The 21,721-nt window shown below is 72.3% G+C and carries 19 protein-coding genes; 11 read left to right on the top strand and 8 right to left on the bottom strand.

All coding sequences use genetic code 11. The features are described 5' to 3' along the window. Positions 1-3: 3 nt before the first annotated feature. Both AB0F81_RS23775 and AB0F81_RS23770 read left to right on the top strand, forming a co-directional pair. Positions 4-648 (top strand): response regulator transcription factor, encoded by a 645-nt coding sequence (locus tag AB0F81_RS23775; RefSeq protein WP_360200670.1) that lies wholly within the window; start codon positions 4-6, stop codon positions 646-648. Positions 649-719: 71 nt separating this feature from the next. Further along, on the top strand, positions 720-2,915 hold the full coding sequence (locus AB0F81_RS23770; protein ID WP_360200669.1) for an MMPL family transporter: 2,196 nt from the start codon (positions 720-722) through the stop codon (positions 2,913-2,915). Here the strand turns inward: AB0F81_RS23770 and crcB are convergent. The 4 genes from crcB to AB0F81_RS23750 all read right to left on the bottom strand — a co-directional run bounded on the left by crcB (position 2,899) and on the right by AB0F81_RS23750 (position 7,163). Then, entirely contained in the window at positions 2,899-3,267 is a 369-nt protein-coding gene (gene crcB / locus AB0F81_RS23765; RefSeq protein WP_360200668.1) for a fluoride efflux transporter CrcB, read from the bottom strand. The genes AB0F81_RS23770 and crcB overlap by 17 nt on opposite strands. Beyond that, complete coding sequence (locus AB0F81_RS23760) at positions 3,264-3,608, bottom strand: CrcB family protein (protein WP_360200667.1); 345 nt, start codon at positions 3,606-3,608, stop codon at positions 3,264-3,266. Before AB0F81_RS23760 ends, crcB begins: the two co-directional genes overlap by 4 nt. Positions 3,609-3,856: 248 nt before the next feature. Then, positions 3,857-4,864 (bottom strand): glycosyltransferase, encoded by a 1,008-nt coding sequence (locus AB0F81_RS23755; protein WP_360200666.1) that lies wholly within the window; start codon positions 4,862-4,864, stop codon positions 3,857-3,859. A 55-nt stretch (positions 4,865-4,919) separates the two neighbouring features. Further along, complete coding sequence (locus AB0F81_RS23750; RefSeq protein WP_360200665.1) at positions 4,920-7,163, bottom strand: EAL domain-containing protein; 2,244 nt, start codon at positions 7,161-7,163, stop codon at positions 4,920-4,922. A gap of 123 nt (positions 7,164-7,286) precedes the next feature. On the opposite strand from AB0F81_RS23750, the gene AB0F81_RS23745 reads away from it, so the two are divergent. Next, positions 7,287-8,846, top strand: coding sequence for an APC family permease (locus tag AB0F81_RS23745; protein WP_360200664.1), 1,560 nt, complete (start codon positions 7,287-7,289; stop codon positions 8,844-8,846). On the opposite strand, the gene AB0F81_RS23740 is transcribed toward AB0F81_RS23745, so the two are convergent. Continuing rightward, entirely contained in the window at positions 8,818-9,318 is a 501-nt protein-coding gene (locus AB0F81_RS23740; protein WP_360200663.1) for a hypothetical protein, read from the bottom strand. The two genes, AB0F81_RS23745 and AB0F81_RS23740, sit on opposite strands and share 29 nt — an antisense overlap. A gap of 175 nt (positions 9,319-9,493) precedes the next feature. Here AB0F81_RS23740 and AB0F81_RS23735 point away from each other — a divergent pair, with 175 nt between their 5' ends. The 5 genes from AB0F81_RS23735 (at position 9,494) to AB0F81_RS23715 (ending at position 14,704) form a co-directional block, all read left to right on the top strand. Continuing rightward, a complete protein-coding gene (locus AB0F81_RS23735; RefSeq protein WP_360200662.1) occupies positions 9,494-11,095 on the top strand; it encodes an alpha/beta hydrolase in 1,602 nt (533 codons plus the stop codon). Between the two features lie 213 nt (positions 11,096-11,308). Next, a complete protein-coding gene (locus tag AB0F81_RS23730; RefSeq protein ID WP_360200661.1) occupies positions 11,309-11,896 on the top strand; it encodes a TMEM165/GDT1 family protein in 588 nt (195 codons plus the stop codon). A gap of 10 nt (positions 11,897-11,906) precedes the next feature. Beyond that, the gene (locus tag AB0F81_RS23725; RefSeq protein WP_360200660.1) at positions 11,907-13,124 is read left to right on the top strand and encodes a tetratricopeptide repeat protein; all 1,218 of its coding nucleotides are present in this window, start codon (positions 11,907-11,909) and stop codon (positions 13,122-13,124) included. A 56-nt stretch (positions 13,125-13,180) separates the two neighbouring features. After that, positions 13,181-13,858: a tetratricopeptide repeat protein gene (locus AB0F81_RS23720; protein WP_360200659.1), complete on the top strand. Its 678-nt coding sequence runs from the start codon at positions 13,181-13,183 to the stop codon at positions 13,856-13,858. A 108-nt stretch (positions 13,859-13,966) separates the two neighbouring features. After that, positions 13,967-14,704, top strand: coding sequence for a LamG-like jellyroll fold domain-containing protein (locus tag AB0F81_RS23715; protein WP_360200658.1), 738 nt, complete (start codon positions 13,967-13,969; stop codon positions 14,702-14,704). 18 nt (positions 14,705-14,722) lie between these two features. Here the strand turns inward: AB0F81_RS23715 and AB0F81_RS23710 are convergent, their stop codons facing one another. Beyond that, complete coding sequence (locus AB0F81_RS23710; RefSeq protein WP_360200657.1) at positions 14,723-15,910, bottom strand: glycoside hydrolase family 18 protein; 1,188 nt, start codon at positions 15,908-15,910, stop codon at positions 14,723-14,725. Positions 15,911-16,014: 104 nt separating this feature from the next. Here AB0F81_RS23710 and AB0F81_RS23705 point away from each other — a divergent pair, with 104 nt between their 5' ends. Beyond that, positions 16,015-18,105, top strand: coding sequence for an alkaline phosphatase family protein (locus tag AB0F81_RS23705; protein ID WP_360200656.1), 2,091 nt, complete (start codon positions 16,015-16,017; stop codon positions 18,103-18,105). A gap of 30 nt (positions 18,106-18,135) precedes the next feature. After that, the gene (locus AB0F81_RS23700) at positions 18,136-19,296 is read left to right on the top strand and encodes a hypothetical protein (protein ID WP_360200655.1); all 1,161 of its coding nucleotides are present in this window, start codon (positions 18,136-18,138) and stop codon (positions 19,294-19,296) included. 79 nt (positions 19,297-19,375) lie between these two features. Here the strand turns inward: AB0F81_RS23700 and AB0F81_RS23695 are convergent, their stop codons facing one another. Then, positions 19,376-20,212, bottom strand: a complete 837-nt coding sequence (locus tag AB0F81_RS23695) for an SDR family NAD(P)-dependent oxidoreductase (RefSeq protein WP_360200654.1) — start codon at positions 20,210-20,212, stop codon at positions 19,376-19,378. A gap of 44 nt (positions 20,213-20,256) precedes the next feature. After that, complete coding sequence (locus AB0F81_RS23690; protein WP_360200653.1) at positions 20,257-20,919, bottom strand: DedA family protein; 663 nt, start codon at positions 20,917-20,919, stop codon at positions 20,257-20,259. Between the two features lie 575 nt (positions 20,920-21,494). On the opposite strand from AB0F81_RS23690, the gene AB0F81_RS23685 reads away from it, so the two are divergent. Further along, a partial coding sequence (locus tag AB0F81_RS23685) for a sigma-70 family RNA polymerase sigma factor (protein WP_360200705.1) occupies positions 21,495-21,721 on the top strand: 227 nt, incomplete at its 3' end.

The raw sequence follows: 21,721 nt of genomic DNA, 5'->3' as shown, positions 1-21,721 counted from the left end.
GGCATGCGGGTGGTGATTGCGGACGACGCGGTTCTGTTGCGCGAGGGTTTGGTTCGGCTCGTCGAGGAGAACGGCCACACGGTGGTGGCGGCCGTCGGCGACGGGCCGTCCCTCGTTTCCGCCGTCGTCGAGCACCGCCCGGACGTGTCCATCGTGGACGTGCGGATGCCGCCGTCGCACACCGACGAGGGGCTGCGAGCCGCCGTCGAGGCCCGGGAGAAGGTGCCGGGCACCCCGATCCTGGTCCTCTCGCAGTATGTCGAGGTCTCCTACGCCGACGATCTCCTGGCCGACCGCCGCGGGGCGGTCGGCTATCTGCTCAAGGACCGGGTCTCGCTGGTCGCCGACTTTCTCGACGGCCTGCAGCGCGTCGCCGAGGGCGGCACCGTGCTCGACCCCGAGGTGGTCGGCCAACTGCTGGTGCGCCGCCGCCGTGACGACCCGCTGCGCAGCCTGACGCCGCGCGAGCGCGAGGTGCTGGGCCTGATGGCCGAGGGCATGTCGAACACCGCGGTCGCCCGCAAGATGGTCGTCACCGAGGGCGCGGTGGAGAAGCACGTTCGCAACATCTTCACCAAGCTGGGCCTGCACCAGGACGAGGAGCAGCACCGGCGCGTGCTGGCAGTGCTGGCCTACCTGCAGACGTAGGGCTAGCACTACCCCGGACTTGGGTGCTCGCTGGATCGTTCGGCCACTTCGGACTCCATAGCGTTCTCCCCATGGACAACAGGGGGAACGTGAAGGGCATCGCGGCGCGCGTCGCGATCTGGAGCGCACGGCATCGCGCGCTCGCGATTCTCGGCTGGGTGGCCTTCGTCGCGGCCACGATCCTGCTGAGCATGCAGGTCAGCACCGAGCAGGCGAACTACGCGCTGGCCGGGCACGGTGACTCGGGCCGGGCGGACCGGATCGTCGAGGAGGCCGGCTTCCCGGAGCAGCCGGCCGGCGAGATGGTGCTGATCCAGAACCGGGCCGGCAGCGACCGGGTGACCGCTGCGGAGGAGGTCACCCGCGCGCTCAAGTCGACCGCCGACGTCGCCGACGTGCAGGCGCCGATCGAGTCGCCGGACGGCCGGTCCACTCTGATCACCTTCAGCATCGGCGGTGACCCGGAGACGGCGGGCGAGCGGGTCGGTCCCGCGCTGGACGCGGTCGCCAAGGTGCAGGCCGCCCATGCCGATCTGTACATCGCCGAGGCCGGCGACGCGAGCGCTGACAAACTGATCGGCGACGAGCTGGAGGAGGGGCTCACCCGGCTGTCGCTGCTCTCCATCCCGGTGACGCTCGGCATCCTGCTGGTCGCCTTCGGCGCCGTGGTGGCCGCGCTGCTGCCGGTCGCGCTGGCGATCATGTCGGTGATCGCCGCGATCGGTTTGATGGCCGCGGCCAGCCGGCTGGCGCCCGCGGTCGACGAGACCACCCACGTGATGCTGCTGATCGGCCTGGCGGTCGGGGTCGACTACTGCCTGTTCTACATCCGGCGGGAACGGGACGAGCGGCGCAAGGGGGCCGATCCGCACCGGGCCTTGATGATCGCGGCGCAGACCTCGGGCCGGTCGATCTGGATCTCCGGGCTGACCGTGATCGTCGCGATGGCCGGCATGTTCTTCACCCGGGACGTCACGTTCGTCAGCTTCGCCACCGGCACCATCCTGGTGGTCGCCACCGCGGTGCTCGGCTCGCTGACCGTGCTGCCCGCCCTGCTCTCGGCGCTCGGCGACCGGGTCGACGCGGTCAAGATCCCGGGGCTCTACCGTCGCAACAGCGACGGCCGGGTCTGGAACGCGCTGCTGCGTGTGGTGCTCGCCAAGCCGCTGGTCTCCGCGGTGGTGGCGGTCGCCGCCCTCGGTGCGCTGGCCGCGCCCGCCCTGGATCTGAAGACCAAGGGCCAGGGCATCCAGGACGTCTCGGCCGACGCGCCGGTGGTGCTCGCCATGGTGGCGATCGGCGAGGCTTTCCCCAGCAAGACCACGCCGGCCCGGGTCGTGGTGCAGGGCGACGTGCGGGGCCAGGAGTTCGACCAGGCGCTGACCGGTTTCCGGTCCGCGGTCGCGGCCAGTGACGGCAAGCTCGTCGAGCCGATCGACGTGGAGGTCAACCCGCGCGGTGACGTCGCGGTGGTCTCGGTGGGTCTGGCCGGCAAGGAGACGGACGCCGCCGCTATCGCGGCGCTCGACACGCTGCGCGGCGAGGTCGTGCCGGACACGTTCGGCCGCCTTTCCGGTACGAAAGCGCACGTCACCGGCGCGACCGCCAGCAGCGTCGACTACAACGAACGGCTGGAGGAGAGCCTGCCCTGGGTCTTCGCCTTCGTGCTGGGGCTGGCGTTCATCCTGCTGCTGGTGTCCTTCCGCTCGGTGGTCGTGGCGATCACCGGTGTGGTGCTGAACCTGCTCTCCGTCGCCGCCGCGTACGGCATGCTGGTCTTCGTCTTCCAGGACGGGCACTTCGAGGAGCAGCTGAACTTCGTCTCCGGCGGGGGCATCACCAACTGGATGCCGCTGTTCCTGTTCGTCATCCTGTTCGGGTTGTCGATGGACTACCACGTCTTCGTGGTCTCCCGGATCCGCGAGCTGCACGACCGGGGCCTGCCGATCCGGGACGCGGTCCGGGAGGGCATCGGCAGCACGGCCGGCGTGATCACCAGCGCGGCGGTCGTCATGGTCGCGGTCTTCGCGCTCTTCGCCACGCTGCCGCTGACCGCCACCAAGGAGCTGGGCGTGGGCCTGGCCGCCGCGGTGCTGCTGGACGCCACGATCATCCGGGCGGTGCTGTTGCCGGCGGTGATGACGCTGCTCGGCCGGGCGAACTGGTGGCTGCCGCGCGGGCTGCGCTGGCTGCCGGAGATCGCGCACGAGCCGCCGGCGCCGGTGACGCCGGCCCGGCCCGAGCCGGAGCTCACGCCGGTGGGCTGACCAGCTGAGCCAGGGCGCCGCCGAGATAGGCGGCGCCCAGTCCGGCGGTGATGCTGAGCAGCGGATATCCGAGGGCGGCGGCGGTCTGCCCGCGCCGGGCCAGGCTCAGCGTCTCCCAGCTGAACGTCGAATAGGTGGTCAGCGCCCCGCAGAACCCGGTGCCGAGCAGCGCGGTCAGGCCGGGGCTGACGCGCAGGCCGAGGACGAACCCGAGCAGCAGCGAGCCGGTCACGTTGACCGCGAGGGTGCCCCACGGGAAGGCCGGGCCGTGACGGGCCTGGAAGAACCGGTCGGTCAGGTAGCGCAGGGGCGCTCCGACGGCCGCGCCGAGGGCGACCAGCAGGGCGGTCACCGGCGGACCGCCGAGATCAGGGCGCTGCCCGCCCAGGCCGCCAGCAGGGCGCCGAACAGGGTGGCGGCCAGATAGCCGAGGCCGGCCTCGGCGACCTGCACGGTGGCGGTGGAGAAGGTGGTGTACCCGCCGAGCACGCCGGTGCCGAGGAACAGGCGCGGCAGCCGGCGGTCGACGAGCGTGTAGAGCACGCCGATCAGGAAACAGCCGGAGATGTTGACCGCCCAGGTGGCCCAGGGTGTGCCGGGCCAGGCGGCGGAGATGCCGTACCGGGCGAGGGCGCCGAGCACGCCGCCCGCGGCGACGGCGGCCAGGCCGCGCCGGTCCACGTCGAGATCCATCACCAGGGACGTTAGCCGACCATGGGCCCGGCGGCCGGGGGGACGTGGCGGCGTCCTCCCCGGCCGGTCCCGGGGCGCTCACTGACGAAGCGCACTGACCGTCCACTGTAGGCGAGGATCTTGAACCGTGGCGGTCGGCCCCGTGCCGAAACGGTCACTTGCATTCTGCGCTCGCGAGTGCGTTCGCGCGATTGCCGACCGGGATGACATGCGTCAGCCGTCCGGTGCACCCGGCCCGGCGCCGAAGATCAGCGCACGGCGGCGGCGCGGGCCCGGTGCGGCGCCGCGGCCAGCCGGAATCCGGCTCGCAGCGTGGCGTACGCCGGGTAGCTGTTCAGCGCGACCAGGCGGTGCCGCATGCCGGCCAGCCCGCTCGGCGGCAGGTAGCCCTCCGGCCGGTAGCGCTGGAACAGCTCGGCCATCCGCCGGAAGAACTCGCGCCGGCGGCTGCGGTGCACCCGGTCCTCGTTGCCGGCCACCACGAGCAGGTGGCTGATCATGAGGGAGAAGATCCGGGTACGCACCTCGGGCCCCGCACCGGCGTCGTCCAGCCACTCGTGCAGGCGTTCGTACTGGTCGAAGACCTCGAAGTGCCGCTCGCTGGGGGTCGCGGTGATCGCCCCGGCCCGGCCGATCCGGTAGTGGTAGCAGACCCGGTCGAGCGCCTCGACCTGCCCGGCGGCGATCAGGACGGGGTTGCTGAACGCGACGTCCTCGTACCAGCCGGGCGGGAACTTCAGATCATGTTCGGTCAGCAGCTCCCGCCGGATGATCCGGTTCCAGGCGGTGTGCTGCACGCCGAGCATCCGGTCCAGGGTGGCCGGGCCGGCCAGCAGCGGCGAGGACTTGTCGAGCTTGGTGCTGCCGTCGTCGTAGACCCGCAGGTGGTCGACGACCAGCACCCGCGGCTGGGCCTCGCGGAGCCGCTCCAGCACCGCCCGGACCGAGCCCTCCGGCAGCCAGTCATCGCTGTCGACGAACCACACGTAACGGCCGCGCGCCTCGGCCAGGCCGGCGTTGCGGGCCAGCCCGAGCCCGACGTTGCCGGGCAGGTGGAGCACACGCAGGCCGTCGTGGCGAGCCGCGTACTCGTCGAGCATCGCGCCGCAGTCGTCCGGCGACGCGTCGTCGACGGCGATCACCTCGACCTGCGCGTTCTCCTGCGCGGTCAGTCCGGCGCGCAGCGAGTCCAGGCAGCGGTGGAGATAGCTCTCGACCGCGTAGACCGGCACCACGACGGTCAACAGAACGTCCATCTGATCACCCTCGGCCCGGTACGTGAAGCCGAGGGTAATTACAGTTGTCGACGGGCTACTTCTCCGGGAACAGCAGAGCCTGCATGGCGTCGGTGGTCAGCGGCTCGGCGAAGTAGTAGCCCTGGCCGAGCTCGCAGTTGCCGTCCGCCAGCTCGCTGAGCTGCCCGGCGTCCTCGATGCCCTCGGCGATCGTGGACAGCTGCAGCGCCTGGCCGAGCTGGATGATGCCGAGGGTCAGCGCCGCCGCGGCCGGCACGTCGCCGACGTCGTCCACGAACGATTTGTCGATCTTGATGATGTCCACCGGGAAGCGGCGCAGGTACGCCAGCGACGAGTAGCCGGTGCCGAAGTCGTCGATCGCCAGGCGTACCCCGAGCGCCTTGATCGCCTCCAGCCGGCGCAGCGTCTCCGGGCGGTGGTCGACGATCAGCGACTCGGTCAGCTCGATCACCAGGCAGTGCGGCGGCAGCCCGCTCTCGGCGAGCGCGGAGCGGACCACGTCCGGCAGGTCGGCCCGGTCGAGCTGGACCGCGGAGAGGTTCACGCTGACCGTGAGCGGCGACTCGCCGCCCCGCCGGGTGTTCCACGCGGCCGCCTGCCGGCACGCCTCCCGCAGCACCCACTCACCGATCGGCACGATCATCCCGGTCTCCTCGGCGAGCGGGATGAAGTCGAGCGGCGGGATCATCCCGCGTTCCGGGTGCTGCCAGCGGACCAGCGCCTCCAGGCCGGAGATCTCGCCGGTGCGCAGCCGGACGATCGGCTGGAACCGCAGCTGGAACTCGTGCCGCAGCACCGCGCGGCGCAGGTCGGCCTCCATCTCCAGGTGGCGCTGGAAGGACTCGCGCATCGCCGGTTGGAAGACCGCGTGCTGGTCCTTGCCCTGCTTCTTCGCCTCGAACATCGCCAGGTCGGCGCGGACCAGCAGCTCCTGGGCGTCCGCCGCGCCGGCCTCGCCGTACGCGATGCCGATGCTGCAGGTCACGAAGGTCTCCCGGCCGTCGAGGTCGAACGGCTCGCGCAGGGCGGTGACGATGCGCCGGGCCACCGGTACGGCGGCCTCCACCCCGGCGATGTCGGGCAGCAGCACCGCGAACTCGTCGCCGCCGAGGCGGGCCGCGGTGTCGTCGGTGCGCAGGCACTCCCGCAGCCGGTCGGCGACCGCGACCAGCAGCCGGTCGCCCGCGACGTGCCCGAGCGCGTCGTTGATCACCTTGAACCGGTCGAGGTCGATGAGCAGCGCCGCCGTCCCACCGCTGCGGGAGGTGGCGAGCGCGGTCTCCATGCGGGTCACGAACAGCGAGCGGCTGGCCAGCCCGGTCAGCGTGTCGTGGAACGCCTGGTTCATCTCGTGCAGCGTCCGGGCGTCGGTGATGGCGAGGCTGACGTGCTCGGCGAAGGCCAGCAGCATCTCCTGAGCCGGCTTGTCCCACTCCCGCGGCTCGGTGTACGAGCCGACGAACATCGCCCCGATCACCACGCCGTTCTCGTGCACCGGCACGGCCATGACGCACTTGAGGCGGGCCCGCACGATCTCCGGAACCGCGATCGGTGAGCCGGCGTAGTCGTCGACGGCGACCAGCTCGTCACCCATGATCGCCAGGCCGGCGGCGCCGAGCGCGGCGACCGGGACCCGCTGCATCTTCGGCACGTGCTCGGCCGGCACGCCCCGGGAGGCGAGCAGGCTGGTCCGGGTGGGGTCGTCGGCGTCCAGCACGGTCAGCCCGGCCATCTCGACGTTCAGCAGGTCCGCGGCGCCCGCGGTGATCATGTCGAGGATGTCCGGCAGCGGCTCGCGCCGGGCGATCGCCCGCTGCACGGTGCTCAGCTCGTCGAAGAGGCGCTGGCGTCGCTGCAGCGAGTCGATCAGCCGGGTGTTCTCCTCGGCCTGCCGCCGCTCCGCCTCGACCAGTTGCAGCGCCTGCAGGCTCAGCTCGAGCACCCGGGCCATGCCGCGCAGCAGGCAGATCTCCTCGACGGTGAAGTCGCGGTCGCGCCGGCCCAGCGCGAGCAGCCCGGCGGACGGGCTGCCGAGCGGGGCGACGGCGATCGCGTACGAGTTCCCGCCGGCCTCGAACGCGCTGCGCCGGCCGGCGGCGATCTCGGTGAGCGGGTACGCCGGGATCTGGTCGACGGGTAGCCCGACGGCCGCGGCCACGCCACCGTCGACCAGCAGAACCGCGAGGTCGGCATCGAGCGCGCGGACTGCGCACTCGACGGCGGCGTGCTGCGCGGCGGCCTCGTCGGGCCGGTCGGCGACGACGGCGAGGAACTCCGTCAGTTGCTGGGTGGCGAGCACGTGGTTGCAGTCGGCGGGCGGGGCGGGCAGTTGAGGAAAATCTCGCGACGGCGTGCCAATCTGGTCACGATCGGTCAGTGGCTCAGCACGGAAGGTTGTCAGCCGGAGGTGCGGTGCGCCTGAATGGAGTCCGTGGGTAACGCCCTCGCCCCCGGCCGCATCGGCGCGGCTTTTGTCGCCGTCCTGGGCCTGGCCGCCGCCGCTCCGATCGTCACCGCCGTCACGCTCCTGCCGTCTGCCCTGGCCGGCGGCGCGGGACCGCTCCTGCCGCTGGCCTTTGCCGCCGTGGCGCTGGTCCTGTTGATCTTCTGCACCGGGTTCGCGGCGATGGCCCGGCGGGCTCCGAGCGCCGGTGCGGCGTACGCGTACGTCGCCCGTGGCCTCGGTCGCCCGGCCGGGCTGGCCGCCGCCTGGCTCGCGGTGGCCGGCTACCAAGCGATCCAGTTCGGTCTATACGTGCTCGCCGGCGTGGCCGCGGCGCCGCTGCTGCGAAGCTGGTTCGGCCTCGCCGCGCCCTGGTGGGCCGTCGCCGCGGCGTGCTGGGCGGTTGTCGCACTCTGCGGCACCATGCGGGTGGAGATCGCGGCCGGGGTGCTCGCGCTGCTGGCCGGCGCGGAGGCGGCGGTGCTGGCCGGGCTCGCCGCCGCGAACGTGGTGGAACCCTTCGGCGACCGGGTGACCGCGGCGTCGATCGCGATCGCCGACCCGGCCGCCGTGCACCGGCCGATGCTGGGCCTGATGCTGGCCGCCGCCGTGCTGGCCTTCGCCGGGTTCGAGAGCGCCGGGACCTACGCCGAGGAGGCCCTGCGGCCCCGCCGCTCCACCGGGGCCGGGGCGTACGGCGCCGTGCTGCTGCTCGTGCTGCTGCTCGGCGGCCTCTCCTGGTCGATGATCGTCGCGGCCGGGCCGGGCCGGGTCACCACGGCCGGCGCCCGCGGCGACGAGCTGCTCTTCGACCTGGCCGCCGAGCGGCTGGCCCCGTGGGCGGTGACGCTGACCCGGGCGATGCTGGTCGCCGGGGTGCTGGCCGGTCTGCTCGCGCTGCACCACGCGATCGCCCGCTACCTCTACGCGATGGGCCGGGAGCGGGTGCTGCCCGGCGTACTGGGACACACCGGTCGCCGCACCGGAGCGCCGCGCGCCGCCTCCCTGACCCAGTCGCTGATCGCGGGGGCGGCCCTGGCCGGCGCCTGGGCGGCCGGCGCCGACCCGGGCGCCGGTGCCGGTCGCTGGCTGATCGTCAGTGGCGCGCTGTGCCTGCTGGTCCTGCTGGTGGTCGTGTCGCTGGCCGCGCTGCTGCACCTGAACCGCGTGCCCGGGCAGGAGGGCGCCTGGACCCGTTTTTTTGCGCCCGTTCTGTCCACTGTGTCCTTGGCGAGCCTCGGCTACCTGGCTCTGCTGAACCTGCCCGGCCTGGTCGGCATGCCGGACGGGCACGTGCTGATCTGGGCGGTTCCGGGCGGCCTGGCCGGGTGCCTGGTGCTCGGTCTGGCGCACGCGGCGGTGCTGCGCGCCGGCAATCCGGTCGGTTACGCCGGCATCGGCCTCGGCGGTGTGGCGGTGGTGGTCACGCCCCACCCGCTGGACGCGCCGGAACCACCGCGGATCCCGCGGCAGCGCACGCCCGGCGCGCACCGGCCGGAGCGGGTCGAGATCAGCCGAAGAAGTCCTGAACCTGAGTGAGCGTCAGGTAACCCTGCTGCTCCAGCTCGCGCGGGATGGACGGGAGCCCCTTCGCGGTCACCGGTATCTCGCCGGTGTCCTCCGGCGGTGTGGAGGGCTCCGGGGTCGGCGGCAGGTCGGGCAGCGCCGCGGCCACCCGGATCACCTCGAACATGGTGCGCACCTCGGAGGTCGCCCGCCGCGCCAGTTCGTGCTGGTCGCTGCCGGGCGGCGGCAGCTCGCAGGTGAAGTTGGCGCGCAGCTGGTCGTCGACGAGCCGGATGTCGGCACTGGGGCGCAGGTGGTCGAGCAGCCCTTCGGTGACGATGCCCAGCTCGCACGCCGCGAAGCCGGAGCAGTGCCACCACTGCTGCCAGCGCGGGTCGGCGTCCAGGGTCTGCACCGCGTGCTGGAGCGCCACCAGGTAGTGCCGCGGCGCCCGGCCGTCCCGAGTTGCCGTCCCCAGCCGCGGGTGGAGCCAGAACTCGTCCATGGTTCGCATGGTGACAGGCGATTCGCCCGCGCGTGGGCATTCCGGGCACGCGCGTCCGGGTGGAGGCGGCCGCGACCGGAAAACCACCTCATCTGGGGAGCGGCCCGGCGTGGACGGGTGCCAGTGTCCGATTCGCCCCGCACCATAAAGGGGCAATCAGACACAAGGGGCAGATATGAGACGATTCTGGGCGGCCACCGCGGTCGCACTCTGCGCGGTCGGTGCCGCGGTCACGGCGGCACAGGCCGAGACACGCAGCGCCGCGCCGAAACCTCAGCCGGCAGCGATCGCGTGGAGCCCCTGCACGGATGCGACGCTGAAGGCACAGGGCGCGGAGTGCGGCTTCGTCAGCGTGCCGATGGACTACGGCAAGCCGGGCGGCACCAAGATCCAGCTGGCCGTCTCCCGGGTCAAGCACACCGTGCCCGCCGCGAAGTATCAGGGCGTCATCCTGGTCAACCCGGGCGGCCCGGGCGGACCCGGCCTCGGCATGGCCACCCTCGGCTCGCACGTGCCCAAGGGCGCCGGGGCGGCGTACGACTGGATCGGCTTCGACCCGCGCGGTGTCGGCACCAGCAAGCCGAAGCTGACCTGCGACAGCGACTACCAGGGCTACCGCCGGCCGGCGTACGTGCCGAGCACCGCCGCGATCGAGAACGCCTGGCACGTCCGGACCCGGGCGTACGCGGCCGCCTGCGCCAAGGCCGGCGGTGAACTGCTGAACAACCTGCGGACCGAGGACACGGTGCGCGACATCGACGCGATCCGGCGGGCCCTCGGCGTCGAGAAGATCAGCTTCTACGGCTTCTCGTACGGCACCTACCTCGCCCAGGTCTTCGCCACCCACCACCCGCAGCGGGTGCACCGGATGGTCCTGGACGGCGTGGTGGACCCCGGCCGCGTCTGGTACCAGTCGAACCTCGACCAGGACCTCGCCTTCGACCGCAGCATCAAGGTCTACTTCGCCTGGCTCGCCAAGCACGACTCGGTCTACCACCTGGGCAAGACCGCCCGGGCCGTGGAGAAGCTCTACTACCAGCAGCTGACCGAGCTGGCCGCCAAGCCGGCCGGCGGGATCATCGGCCCGGCCGAGTGGACCGACATCTTCCTGCAGCCCGGCTACTACATCTTCGGCTGGGAGGCGACCGCGCGGGCGTTCGCCGCCTGGGTCAGCAAGAAGGACGCGCAGCCGCTCAAGAAGCTCTTCGACGAGCAGCACCCGCAGACCGCCGGGTCGGACAACGGCTACGCGATCTACCTCGGCGTGCAGTGCACCGACGCGCCGTGGCCGAGCAGCTGGCGCACGTGGGTCCGGGACAACTGGCGGGTGCACCACCGGGCGCCCTTCGAGACCTGGGGCAACGCCTGGTACAACGCGCCCTGCCGGCACTGGGCCGGGCAGGCCGGCAAGCCGGTCAAGGTGAACGGCGCCAAGGTGCCCCCGGTCCTGCTGATCAGCGAGACCCTGGACGCGGCCACCCCGTTCTCCGGCAGCCTCGAGGTGCGCCGCCGCTTCCCGCGCGCCGCGCTGATCGAGGGAGTGGGCGGCACCACCCACGCCGGCTCACTGTTCGGCAACGCCTGCGTGGACGACTCGATCGCCGACTACCTGTCCGCGGGCAAGCTGCCGAAGCGGGTCAAGGCCAACCGTTCCGACAAGGAGTGCGCCCCGATCGCGCAGCCCAAGCCGGCCACCGCCGTCCCGGCGCCGGCCGGCAAGCGAGCCGGTGCGCCGAACGACCGCCTCCGCCTCCAGCGGCTGATCGTCGGTCGCTGACCTGGGAAGTACTCCCCTTCGCGGTGAGCTATGCTCGGACTCGCGAAGGGGAGTAGCTCCCAATGTCGCGGTCGACATACTGATCCCGGTCTCCGGGGTCCGGCCGCGCGGCCTTTCTCGAGGCGAGCGAGACCTTCGACCAGGCTGTATTCGTTACGGCCGGGTCGAGGTCGCCCTGCGCCCCCTCCCGGTCGTGTCTATCGGGAGAAGTCCGTGGAAGGTTTCCTGGCCGCTCTGGCCATCAGTTTCGCCGTCATCTTCGTGGCGGAGCTGGGCGACAAGTCGCAGCTCATGGCTATGACGTTCGCCACCCGCTTCAAGACCGTGCCGGTGCTGATCGGCATCACCGTGGCGACCGCGGTGGTCCACCTGGTCTCGGTCGGCATCGGCTACGGACTCGGCGCCACCATCCCGACCGGCTGGATCTCACTGATCGCCGGTATCGCCTTCCTCGGCTTCGGCGCCTGGACGCTGCGCGGAGACAGCCTCACCGACGAGGAGAAGGGCAAGGCCGAACGCTCCACCGGCTCGGCCATCCTCGCCGTCGGCGGCGCCTTCTTCCTGGCCGAGCTCGGCGACAAGACGATGCTCGCCACCATCACCCTGGCCACCCAGCACGGCTGGTTCGGTGTCTGGATCGGCTCGACCATCGGCATGGTCGCCGCCGACGCGCTCGCCATCCTGGTCGGCCGCTACCTCGGCCGGCACCTGCCGGAGAAGGTCATCAAGTACGGCGCCGCCGCGCTCTTCGCTATCTTCGGCATCTGGCTGATCACCGAAGGCGTGATCGAGGTCCGGTAGGGGAGTCGCTGTGCCGCAAGACCGGTCCGTGGAGATGGCCCGGGTCCAGCTGCTCCGGGGCGAGGCTGGTGCCGCCGCGGAGCTCCTCGGGCCGGTGCTCGCGGCCGAGCCGGACGACGTCACCGCGCTGGTCCTGATGACCCACGCCCAGCTGGCGCTCAAGCGGCCCGAGCTGGCCGAGGAGACCGCGCGGCGGGCGGTGCGGCACGCCCCCGACTGGGCGGACGCGCTCTCCGCGCTGAGCCGGGCCCTCACCGCGCTGGAGCACCACGACGAGGCGATCGCCACGGCGCGGGAGGCGGTGCTGCGCCAGCCGGAGAACCCGTACCGGCACAACCGGCTGGCCTGGGCGCTGCTGGAGGAGGGCCGGCACCCGGTCGAGGCGGAGCACGCGGCCCGGGCGGCGGTGCGGCTCGGCCCCGAGGAGGCCGACTTCCGGATCACCTACGCCATGGTGATGAAGCAGCTCAACCTGCACGACCGGGCCCGGCAGGCGCTGCGGGACGCGCTGAGCCTGGAGCCGGACAATGCCGTCGCCCAGCACGAGCTGGCCGCCCTCGACGTGGTGCACCACCACCCGTTCGCGCTCAGCCGGCTGGCCCGCGGCGCGTCCGGGCTGGTCGGCGCGCTGCGGGCGGACCCGCGCCAGGAGGCCAGCCGCTTCCTGCTGGACGTGGCGCTGCGCCAGTTCCTGGTCTACACCTCGATCATTCTGGTGCTGCTCGCGTACGTCGGCTGGCGCCTGGCCGACGGCTCGGCGGGCGCCGCCCGGGTCCTGGCCGCGCTGGCGGCGCTCGCCCCGGCCGCCTACGCCGGTTTCTTCCTGGCCCGGCTCGACCCGGCCCTGCGCCGCTACCTGCGGGACCTGCTCACCCACGGGCGGCAGCGGGTGGCGGCCGTCGCGGCGGTCGTCGCGGTCGGTCTGCTGCTCGTCGCCGTGGTGGCCCCGGCCGGCTGGCTCTCCGCCCTGCTCGGCACGGCCACCGCGGCCGGCTTCGCGGTGCGCCTGCTCACCGCGCCTGCCGAGGAGCCGGGCGACACCGGGCGGGGGCTTTCGACGTACGCACTCTGGCTGATGGCCGGGGTGTGCATCGCGGTGGCGACCGGTCTGACCGCCACCGACGCGGCGGCCGAGGCGCCCTGGCGCCCGGCGGCGGTCGGGGCCGCCCTGACCGGCGCCGCGGTCTGCCTGATCATCGTCTTCCGCCGCCGGCGTGCCCACCGATAGAGGTACGACCACCGCGTTCGGCTCAGTTACCGGCGGAACCTGCCGAAGATGTGCGCGTGACCTCCATCCCCGACCTGGCCACCTCCGCCCCGGCCGGCGCCGCCGCCGCGCGTGCGTTCGCCGACCCCACCGATCTGAGCATCGCCCGGGCCGCCGCCCTCTTCGAGCACCTGCAGCCGGACAAGGCCGCCGAGATGCTGGCGCCGGTGCTGGCCGCCAACCCCGGGTCGGCCCCGGGCTGGATCCTGATGGCCCGGATCCGGCTGGCGCTGGACCAGATCGAGCCGGCCCTGGAGGCGGCGACCCGGGCGGTCGACCTGGCGCCCGACGACCCGCGCCCGCCGGCGATCGCGAGCCGTGCGCTGACCCTGCTGGGCCGGCACGACGAGGCGATGAGCATGGCCTATCGGGCGGTCATCGTGGAGCCGAAGAACCCGCTCTGGCACGACCGGGTGGCGTGGGCGCTGCTCGCCGCGGACCGGCAGTTGGCCGACGCCGAGCAGGCCGCGCGCACCGCGATCGGGCTGGACCCGAACGAGGCGCACTACTACTTCACGCACGGGATGGCGCTGGCCGCGCTCGGCCACGTCGACCAGGCCCGGCAGGCGCTGCAGACCTCGCTGCGCCTGGAGCCGGCCAACCCGGTGGCCAAGCACCGGCTGGACGTGCTGAACGGCGAGGCCGCACCGGTGGTGGAGAAGAAGAAGCGGGGCTGGAAGCTCTTCGGCCGGTAATCCTTTCGGGTAGAAAGGTTTATCCCGTGCTGTCCGGGTTATGGCGGTCAGCCTTTCGGTGCGCCCGTTCCGGGCCGGACGGAATACCGCACACGTAATAATTCCGGCATGCGATCATGTTTGTCCGCTGTGCTCCTGGCGATCGTGACCGTTGCCGCCCCCGCACCGGCGCAGGCGAACGGTCCCGCGCCGGGTCCGCAAGCCACCCCGACCCCGGCCTTCATCGCCCGGTACGGCTTCAACGGGCGGTCGAGCTCCATCATCGACGAGTCCGGGAACGGGCACACGCTGCGTGTCCTCTCCATCCAGGGCGGGCGGGTCCGCCCGGTCGCGCACGGGCCGGGCACCGCGCTCGCGTTCCCGGGCAAGTGCACCCAGCGGGTCTGCCCGCACGTGGTGCTGCAGAGCGGCAACTCCGCCGACCTCAACCCGGGCACCCGCAACATCGCCTTCGGCGCGGACCTGCTGCTCCCGCCCGGACAGACCAGCGCCGGGCAGAACGTGCTGCAGAAGGGCTACTCGCGGACCAGCAGCCAGTACAAGCTCCAGATCGACGGGTTCGCCGGCCGGCCCAGCTGCGTGCTGGTGGACGTGCGGCGGCCGACGATCCGGATCGCCCGCAGCGCGGTCAGCACCGCGGACGGGCGGTGGCACCGGGTGCGCTGCCAGCGCACCGGCACCGTGCTGGAGATCTATGTCGACGGGGTGATGCGCGGGCGGACCGGGGTGCCGGCGGGGCTGTCGGTCAGCAACAGCCAGCCGCTCAGCATCGGGGCGAAGGGCGCCTACCGCGACAACGACCAGTTCAACGGGGTCCTCGACAACGTCTGGGTCCGCATCGGCTAGGTCCGTGTCTTGGTGGGGTCAGCCGGCGGCGAGGGCGGTCAGCAGGGCGGCGTCCGGGGTGTCCCCGGCCAGCTCCCACGCGAAGAGACCACCCAGCGACCGGCTCCGCGCGTACGCCACCTTCGCCGCGATCGTCTCCGGCGTGTCGTAGGACCACCACTGCCCACCGCACCGGGCGTACGCCTGCCCGCCCACCGTCCCGGTCGGCGGGCACCGGGCCGCCAGCACGTGATAGTCCTCGATCCCCTTGCCGAACCGTCCCGGGGCCGGCCCGGTGGCCGTCGCGCCCGGCGCGGCCCCGGACACCCCGGTCCAGCCGCGGCCGTAGAACCCCACCCCGACCAGCACCTTCTCCGCCGGAACCCCGAGCCGCAGCAGCTCACCGACGGTCGCCTCGGTGGTCGCCGTCTCCCGCGGGATACCCGGGTACGCACTCAGCGCCGAGTGCGGGGCGGTCCGCAGCCCCTTCCCCGCACCGAAGTAGTCGTAGGTCATCGCGCCCAGCCAGTTCGCATACCGGCTCGCGCCCGCATAGTCGGCGGCCCGCAACTTGGTCACGTCGCCCGGCACCGCCGTACTGATCAGCGCCTGCGGCCCGAGCGCGCTGCGCAGCGCGCCCAGCAGCCGGGTCAGCGCGTCCGGACCGCTCCGGTCGCAGGCCAGCCCGCACGCGTTCGGATATTCCCAGTCGATGTCGATGCCGTCGAACAGCCCGGCCCAGCGAGAGTCGGCCAGCAGCGCCCGGCACGACTCGGCGAACCCGGCCGGATCCCGGGCCGCCTCGGCGAACCCCGCCGAACCGGTCCAGCCGCCGAACGACCAGATCAGCCGCAACCGCGGATGGGCGGCCTTCAGCTTGCGCAACTGGCCGAAACTGCCGCGCAGCGTGGCGGCCGGCTGATCCGCCACCCCGTCCACGCTGTCGGCGGCCGCGATCGGTTTGCGGTGGGCCGCCCAATCGTCGCCGACCGCGCACCGGCCCCCGGCGACCTCGCCGAACGCGTACTTCAGATGGGTGAGCCGGCCGGCGGCACCGCTGGTCTGCAAGTTCTTCACCTGGTAGCCGCGGCCGTAGACGCCCCACTCGGTGAAGTAGCCCGCGACCACCGGCGGCGGCGCGGGATCGGGTCCCGGTTCCGGTTCCGAACCGCACGAGGCGAGTGACGACAGGAGCACGAGAGACAGGAACGCCGACCGGACACGCACCGGCACGAAGGTAACCGGTGAACGGAGCAGGTGGGTGGGGGTTCCCCCGTACGAGTGTGACCTTGAACGTGGCCCCCGGTGCACCACTGTGCCAACCTCGATTCGTGGCCGTAAGCCCGCGCGACCCCGACCCGTACGCCCTGGACTGGCGCACCGAGGTGCGTGCCCTGTTCGCCTGGCGCCGGGTCCTCAACCGGATGCGTGCGGTGCTGCGCAGCGCCCTCACCACGTTCGTGGTGCTCACCCTCACCCTCTGGCTGATGCCGGGTGTGGCCAGCACCGACATCGTCGGCGTGCTCGGCCTGGTGGTGCTGGTCGCGGTGGTCGGCGCGGTGCTGCGCCCGCTGCTGCTGGCCGGGATCACCGCGCTCGGCGGCTGGGGCGCGATGCTCTTCGGCGTGGTCGCGCAGGTCGTGGTCATGGTGGTCGCGCTGGAACTCGACCCGGCCGAGCAGATCAGCGGCCTGCCCACGCTGGTGGCCGCCGCGATCCTGGCCGTGGTGGTCGCCGCCCTGCTGGACTGGATGGCCGACAGCGGCAGCGACGACACGTTCGTCCGGGAGGCGCGCCGGCTGATGCGCGGCGTCCGCCGCCGGGCCGCCCGCCGCGCCGGCGGTCCGCTGCTGACCTTCCGCCGGCCCCGCCCCGGCACCGAACCCGGCCTGCTCATGGTGCAGCTGGACGGGGTGGCCGAGCCGGTGCTGCGGTGGGCGATCCGGGCCGGCAACCTGCCCACCCTCGGGCACTGGCTGCGCACCGGCACCCACGTGGTCCGTCCCTGGCACACCGGGCTGCCGTCCACCACGCCGGCCTCGCAGGCCGGCATCCTGCACGGCGCCACCCGGCAGATCCCCGGCTTCCGCTGGTACGAGAAGGAGACCGGCAAGCTGATGGTCTCCAACCGCCCCCGCGACGCCGCGATCATCGAGCAGCGGCTCAGCGACGGGGCCGGCCTGCTCCGCGACGGCGGCGTCAGCATCAGCAACGCGTTCAGTGGCGACGCGGTGACCAACCTGCTCACGGTCAGCCACGCCGCCCTGCCCGGCCGGTCCGCCCGGGGCTGGGCGGCGTTCATGGCCTCGCCGTACGGATTCACCCGCGCCCTCGTCCTCGGCGTCGCCGAGGTCTTCACCGAGCTGCACCAGGCCCGCCTGCAGCGCCGCCGCAACCTGCAGCCGCGGGTCAGCCGCTCCGGCGCGTTCCTGGCCCTGCGCCCCGCGTCGATGCTGCTGCGCGACGTCAACATCTCCCTGGTCGCCGAGCAGATGGCCCGCGGCGTCCCGGCGATCTACTGCGACCTGGTCGACTACGACGAGGTGGCCCACCACGCCGGTCCGGCCCGCCCGGAGTCGATGCGCCAGCTGGAAAGCCTGGACCGGATGCTCGGCGTCCTGGAACGGCTCGCCCCCGAGGCAGCCCGCCGCTACCACCTGGTGGTTCTCTCCGACCACGGGCAGAGCCAGGGCGCCACCTTCCGCCAGCGTTACGGCGAGACCCTCGACGAGGTGGTCGACCGGCTCGCCGGGCCGGACTCCGCGGCCGGGGTCCGCACCCCGGAGACCGAGGTGCCGGACCTCGCGCCGCCGCCGGACGCGCCGCTGCTCGTGGTCTCCTCCGGCAACCTGTCGATGATCTATCTGACCCGCTTCCCGCACCGGCTCACCAGGGACGCGATCGAGCACGCCTACCCCCGGCTGATCACCGGGCTGGCCGCGCATCCGGGCGTCGGCATCGTCGTGGTCCAGGAGGACGACGGGCCGGTGGCGTACGGGGCGGACGGCTTCCACCGGCTGCGCGACGGGGCGGTGACCGGTGCCGACCCGCTGCTGCCGTACGGGCCTCGGGCCCGCCACGACCTGCTGCGCCACCAGGGTTCCGTGCACGTCGGCGACCTGGTCGTGATCAGCTCGGTGGACCCGGCGACGCAGGAGGTCGCCGCCTTCGAGGAGCTGGTCGGCTCGCACGGCGGGCTGGGCGGCTGGCAGACCGACGCGGTGCTGGTCCACCCCGCCGCCTGGCCGGCCACCGGCGAACTGGACGGCCCCGACGCGGTGCACCGGCAACTGCTCGACTGGCTCACCATGCTGGGCCTGCGCAAGCCCGAGCCGGCCCCGCTCGAAGCCGGCGAACCGTTACGTGCGGAAGATCTCGATCCGGCCGGAACGGCGCGACTTTCCCCCAGCCGGGATGGTTAAGCCCATGTGCGCTTCCTCCGCCTTCTCCTGGTGTCCGTCCTGCCCTTGATGCTCGTCGCGGCTCCGGCGCAGGCCGTCGACGTCACCGCCCGTGCCGCGCCCACCTTCAACGGCACCGTCTACGCGATCGCCTACCGCGGCAGCACCGTCTACGTCGGCGGCTCGTTCACGAAGGCGACCTGGGGCGGGCGCAGCCACGAACGGCTGCGGATGGCCGCCTTCGACGCGCGTACCGGGGCACTGCTCGGCTGGGCGCCGGGCGCGGACAGCACGGTCCGGGCGTTGACCGTGACCGCGGACAGCGTCTACGCGGCCGGGTACTTCCACTCCGTCGCCGGGCAGAAACGGGACTCGATCGCGCGGCTCGACCCGGTCACCGGCGCGGTCGGGTCGTTCAACCACGCGATCGACGGGACGCCGTACGCCCTGGCGGCCGGCAACGGCCGGCTCTACCTGGGTGGCAGCTTCACCGCGGTGGACGGCAGCAAACGCCGCAACCTGGCCGCGTTCTCGCTGGCCACCGGGCGGCTGGACAGTACCTGGCGGGCGCAGGCCGACGACCGGGTGCACACCCTCGCGGCCACCGGCGCCCACCTGTTCCTCGGCGGCGCCTTCCACAAGGTGAACGGGGTCAGCAGCACCCTGCGCCTGGCCGCGGTGAGCGCCCGCACCGGCGTCCTCGACGGGTACTTCCGGCCGAAGGTCACCGCCGAGGTCAACGCGATCGCGGTGGACGGCTCCGCGGTCTACGTCGCCACCGGCGGCCAGGGCGGGCGAGCGGTCGCCTACAACATCCTGGACGGCTCGATGCGCTGGCAGCGGGTCTTCGACGGCGACGCGGTCGCGATCACCACGCTGAACGGGATCACCTACGTCGGCGGGCACTTCGACCGCGCCTGCCTCACCCCGCGCAACGGCCCGCAGGGCTCCTGCCTGGACGGCTCGATGCCGCGGGTGAAACTCGCCGCGATGACCGGCGCGGGGCGGCTCACCGCCTGGGCGCCGCAGGCCAACGGCGTGATCGGCGTCCGGGTGCTCACCGCGAACCGCGCCGCCGGCACCGTCGACGCCGGCGGCGACTTCACCACCATCGGCGGCGCCGTCCGCCCCCGCTTCGCTGTGTTGCATGGCGTCGCCTCCGGCTCGCGGGCATTGCGCCCTTTGCCGCCGGCGAGCAGAGGGCCGAAATGAACCACGGCTTCGCCTAGTCTTTCGGCCCTCTGCTCGCCGGCGGGCGCAATGCGTGGGGGTGCGGTTAGCCCCGGGCGGGTCAGGTCAGTTTGCGGCGGCGGGCCACGAAATCGCTGATGGCCCAGTAGCGGGTCGGGGTCAGGCGGGAGAGCCAGTCGCCCGCCTTCGCCGCCGCGGTGATCACCAGGCGCGGGCGGCGGGCCTGGATGGCGGCCACGATCTGCCGGGCCGCCTCGTCCGGCGGCATGGTCAGGGCCGCCTCGGCGAACCGGCGGGCCTGCGCCGCCTGCTCACCCTCGGGGTCCAGGCCGCTGACCCGGGCGCTGGCGGCGATGTTTGTCCGGATCCCGCCCGGATGCACCACGGTCACGCCCACCCCGCGCGGCTCCAGCTCGTGCCGCAACGCCTCGGAGAAGCCGCGCACGGCGTACTTGCTGGTCGCGTACGCCACCTGCCCCGGCGGCGCGATCAGCCCGAACAGGCTGGACACGTTCACCACGTGCGAGCCGGGCCGGGCCAGCAACTGCGGCAGGAACGCCTTGGTCAGCCGCACCACGGCATGCAGATTGATCTCCAGCAGCCAGTCGAAGTCCTCGATGCTGTTCTGCTCGAACGTCCCGGTCAGCGTCACCCCGGCGTTGTTGATCAAAAGATCGACCCCGCCATGGCGCGACGCGATCTCAGCGGCCAGGTCGCGGCGGTCGCCGCCATCGCTCAGATCGAGAGGGTACGTCGAAACGGCCGCCGCCCCGACCTCCCGGACCAGTGTGGCGACCCGGTCGAGCCCGGTGCCGTCCTTGTCGACCAGGGCCAGCACGGCCCGCCGTTTCGCCAGGTCCAGGGCGAGCGCCGCCCCGATGCCGCTCGCCGCCCCGGTGATCACACAGGTCCGTCCCGCGAACGTGAACCGCTGCACCCTGTACGCGCCTTTCGTCGGGGGGACCGCTTCCTGCGTACGTCTCAGGTCTGGGGTTCTTCGACGGCGGCCGCGTTGCGTGCCCGCCGGCGGCGAACGTGCCGGACATGGAGCGTCACGTAGGTCGCGACAGCGACCACGATGACGCCGACCACGATCCACTTGTACTTGTGCGCGTTCCCCATGATCTCGACGAGGTGTACCCCGAGCAGGTACGCCACCGTGCACCACCAGCCCACCCAGAGCAGCGCGCCGATCGCGTTGTAGATCAGGAACGTCTTCCAGGGCATCTTCGTGATGCCGGCGATCACGCCGTTGAGCTGCCGCAACCCGTCGATGAACCGGGCCACCACGATGATGCTGTTGCCGCGCCGCGCGAAGAACTTCTCGGCCTTCTCGAGCCGCTCCGGGGTGACGAAGATGTACTTCCCCCAGCGGTGCACGATCTTGCGCCCGCCGCGCAGGCCGATCCAGTAGCCGATGTTGTCGCCGACCACCGCCGTGATGAACGAGACGAGCGCGACGATGTAGATGTTCATCCGCCCGGCGCCGGCATAGATCGAGGCCGCGATCATGATCGTCTGGCCGGGGGCGGGAACGCCGAAGCTCTCCACGCCGATCACGCCACCGATTGCCAGATAGCCCCAACGGTCCAGGATCGGAGCAACGCTGTCCAGGAGTCCGGGAAGGGAGGCTGTAGGTGGCATCCGCTACACGGTAGCGCCAGCCGGGAGCCGCACCGCACAGACCTTGACCGGAAAGGGGGTCAGACCTTTGCGGGTGTCCGAGCCGCTGCGCTGGGTCACATTCACGCAGCTCACCGCCCTTGATCGGCTCTTGAGCGTCACTGCCTCGCCGTCTTCGGCGGCCGGCGGGCCGGAATCGGCGGCCCGGCGAGGGTGGAACTGATCACTCGACCGGGTCTTTCCGGCGGTTCTGGCGGCGATTTTCCTCAACGAGGCTCCGGGAGATACCCGATTCGTCCCAGTTTCGACCTATAAAAGACTCATACTTTCGGCTAGTCATCTCTCGACCTGTCGGATAGAGTCTCAGCAACCGAACGGCCAAGTGTGCCTGGGCGGCGCAGGTTGCTGCCCCACGGATATGGACGCCCGACCGACCGGGTCCCACAAGGGGCCGGCTCTCCGGGAAGGTGCCAGGGAGGACCCACGACATGACCGTCACTGAGACTTCGACGGCGGCGACCACGACGGCGGTGCCGTCGGCCACCGTCGCCAGCGCCGAGGCTTCGGCCGACAGTGCGGCCGAGCTGCTCAGCGCGATGGCCGCGATGCCGGCAGGCCACCCGTCCCGTGCGGCTCTTCGCGACCGGGCGATCGAGGCGTGGCTGCCTCTCGCTCGTCACCTCGCTCACCGTTACTCGGGGCGGGGTGAGCCGACCGATGATCTGATTCAGACCGCGACGGTCGGGTTGATCAAGGCGGTGGACAAGTTCGATCCGGAGCGTGGGGTGGATTTCGCGGGTTATGCGATTCCCACGATCATCGG

The organism is Actinoplanes sp. NPDC024001, assembly GCF_040638955.1.
Lineage (GTDB): Bacteria > Actinomycetota > Actinomycetes > Mycobacteriales > Micromonosporaceae > Actinoplanes.
Note: the sequence above shows the minus strand (reverse complement) of the source record. Positions and strands in the feature narration are given on the sequence as shown.

What these genes read in the sequence shown, in the direction of transcription:
- AB0F81_RS23775 (WP_360200670.1), top strand. Translation starts at nt 4, where the DNA reads ATGCGGGTGGTGATTGCGGACGACGCGGTTCTGTTGCGCGAGGGTTTG.
- AB0F81_RS23770 (WP_360200669.1), top strand. Translation starts at nt 720, where the DNA reads ATGGACAACAGGGGGAACGTGAAGGGCATCGCGGCGCGCGTCGCGATC.
- AB0F81_RS23760 (WP_360200667.1), bottom strand. Translation starts at nt 3,608, where the DNA reads ATGGATCTCGACGTGGACCGGCGCGGCCTGGCCGCCGTCGCCGCGGGC.
- AB0F81_RS23755 (WP_360200666.1), bottom strand. Translation starts at nt 4,864, where the DNA reads ATGGACGTTCTGTTGACCGTCGTGGTGCCGGTCTACGCGGTCGAGAGC.
- AB0F81_RS23745 (WP_360200664.1), top strand. Translation starts at nt 7,287, where the DNA reads ATGGAGTCCGTGGGTAACGCCCTCGCCCCCGGCCGCATCGGCGCGGCT.
- AB0F81_RS23740 (WP_360200663.1), bottom strand. Translation starts at nt 9,318, where the DNA reads ATGGACGAGTTCTGGCTCCACCCGCGGCTGGGGACGGCAACTCGGGAC.
- AB0F81_RS23735 (WP_360200662.1), top strand. Translation starts at nt 9,494, where the DNA reads ATGAGACGATTCTGGGCGGCCACCGCGGTCGCACTCTGCGCGGTCGGT.
- AB0F81_RS23715 (WP_360200658.1), top strand. Translation starts at nt 13,967, where the DNA reads ATGCGATCATGTTTGTCCGCTGTGCTCCTGGCGATCGTGACCGTTGCC.
- AB0F81_RS23690 (WP_360200653.1), bottom strand. Translation starts at nt 20,919, where the DNA reads ATGCCACCTACAGCCTCCCTTCCCGGACTCCTGGACAGCGTTGCTCCG.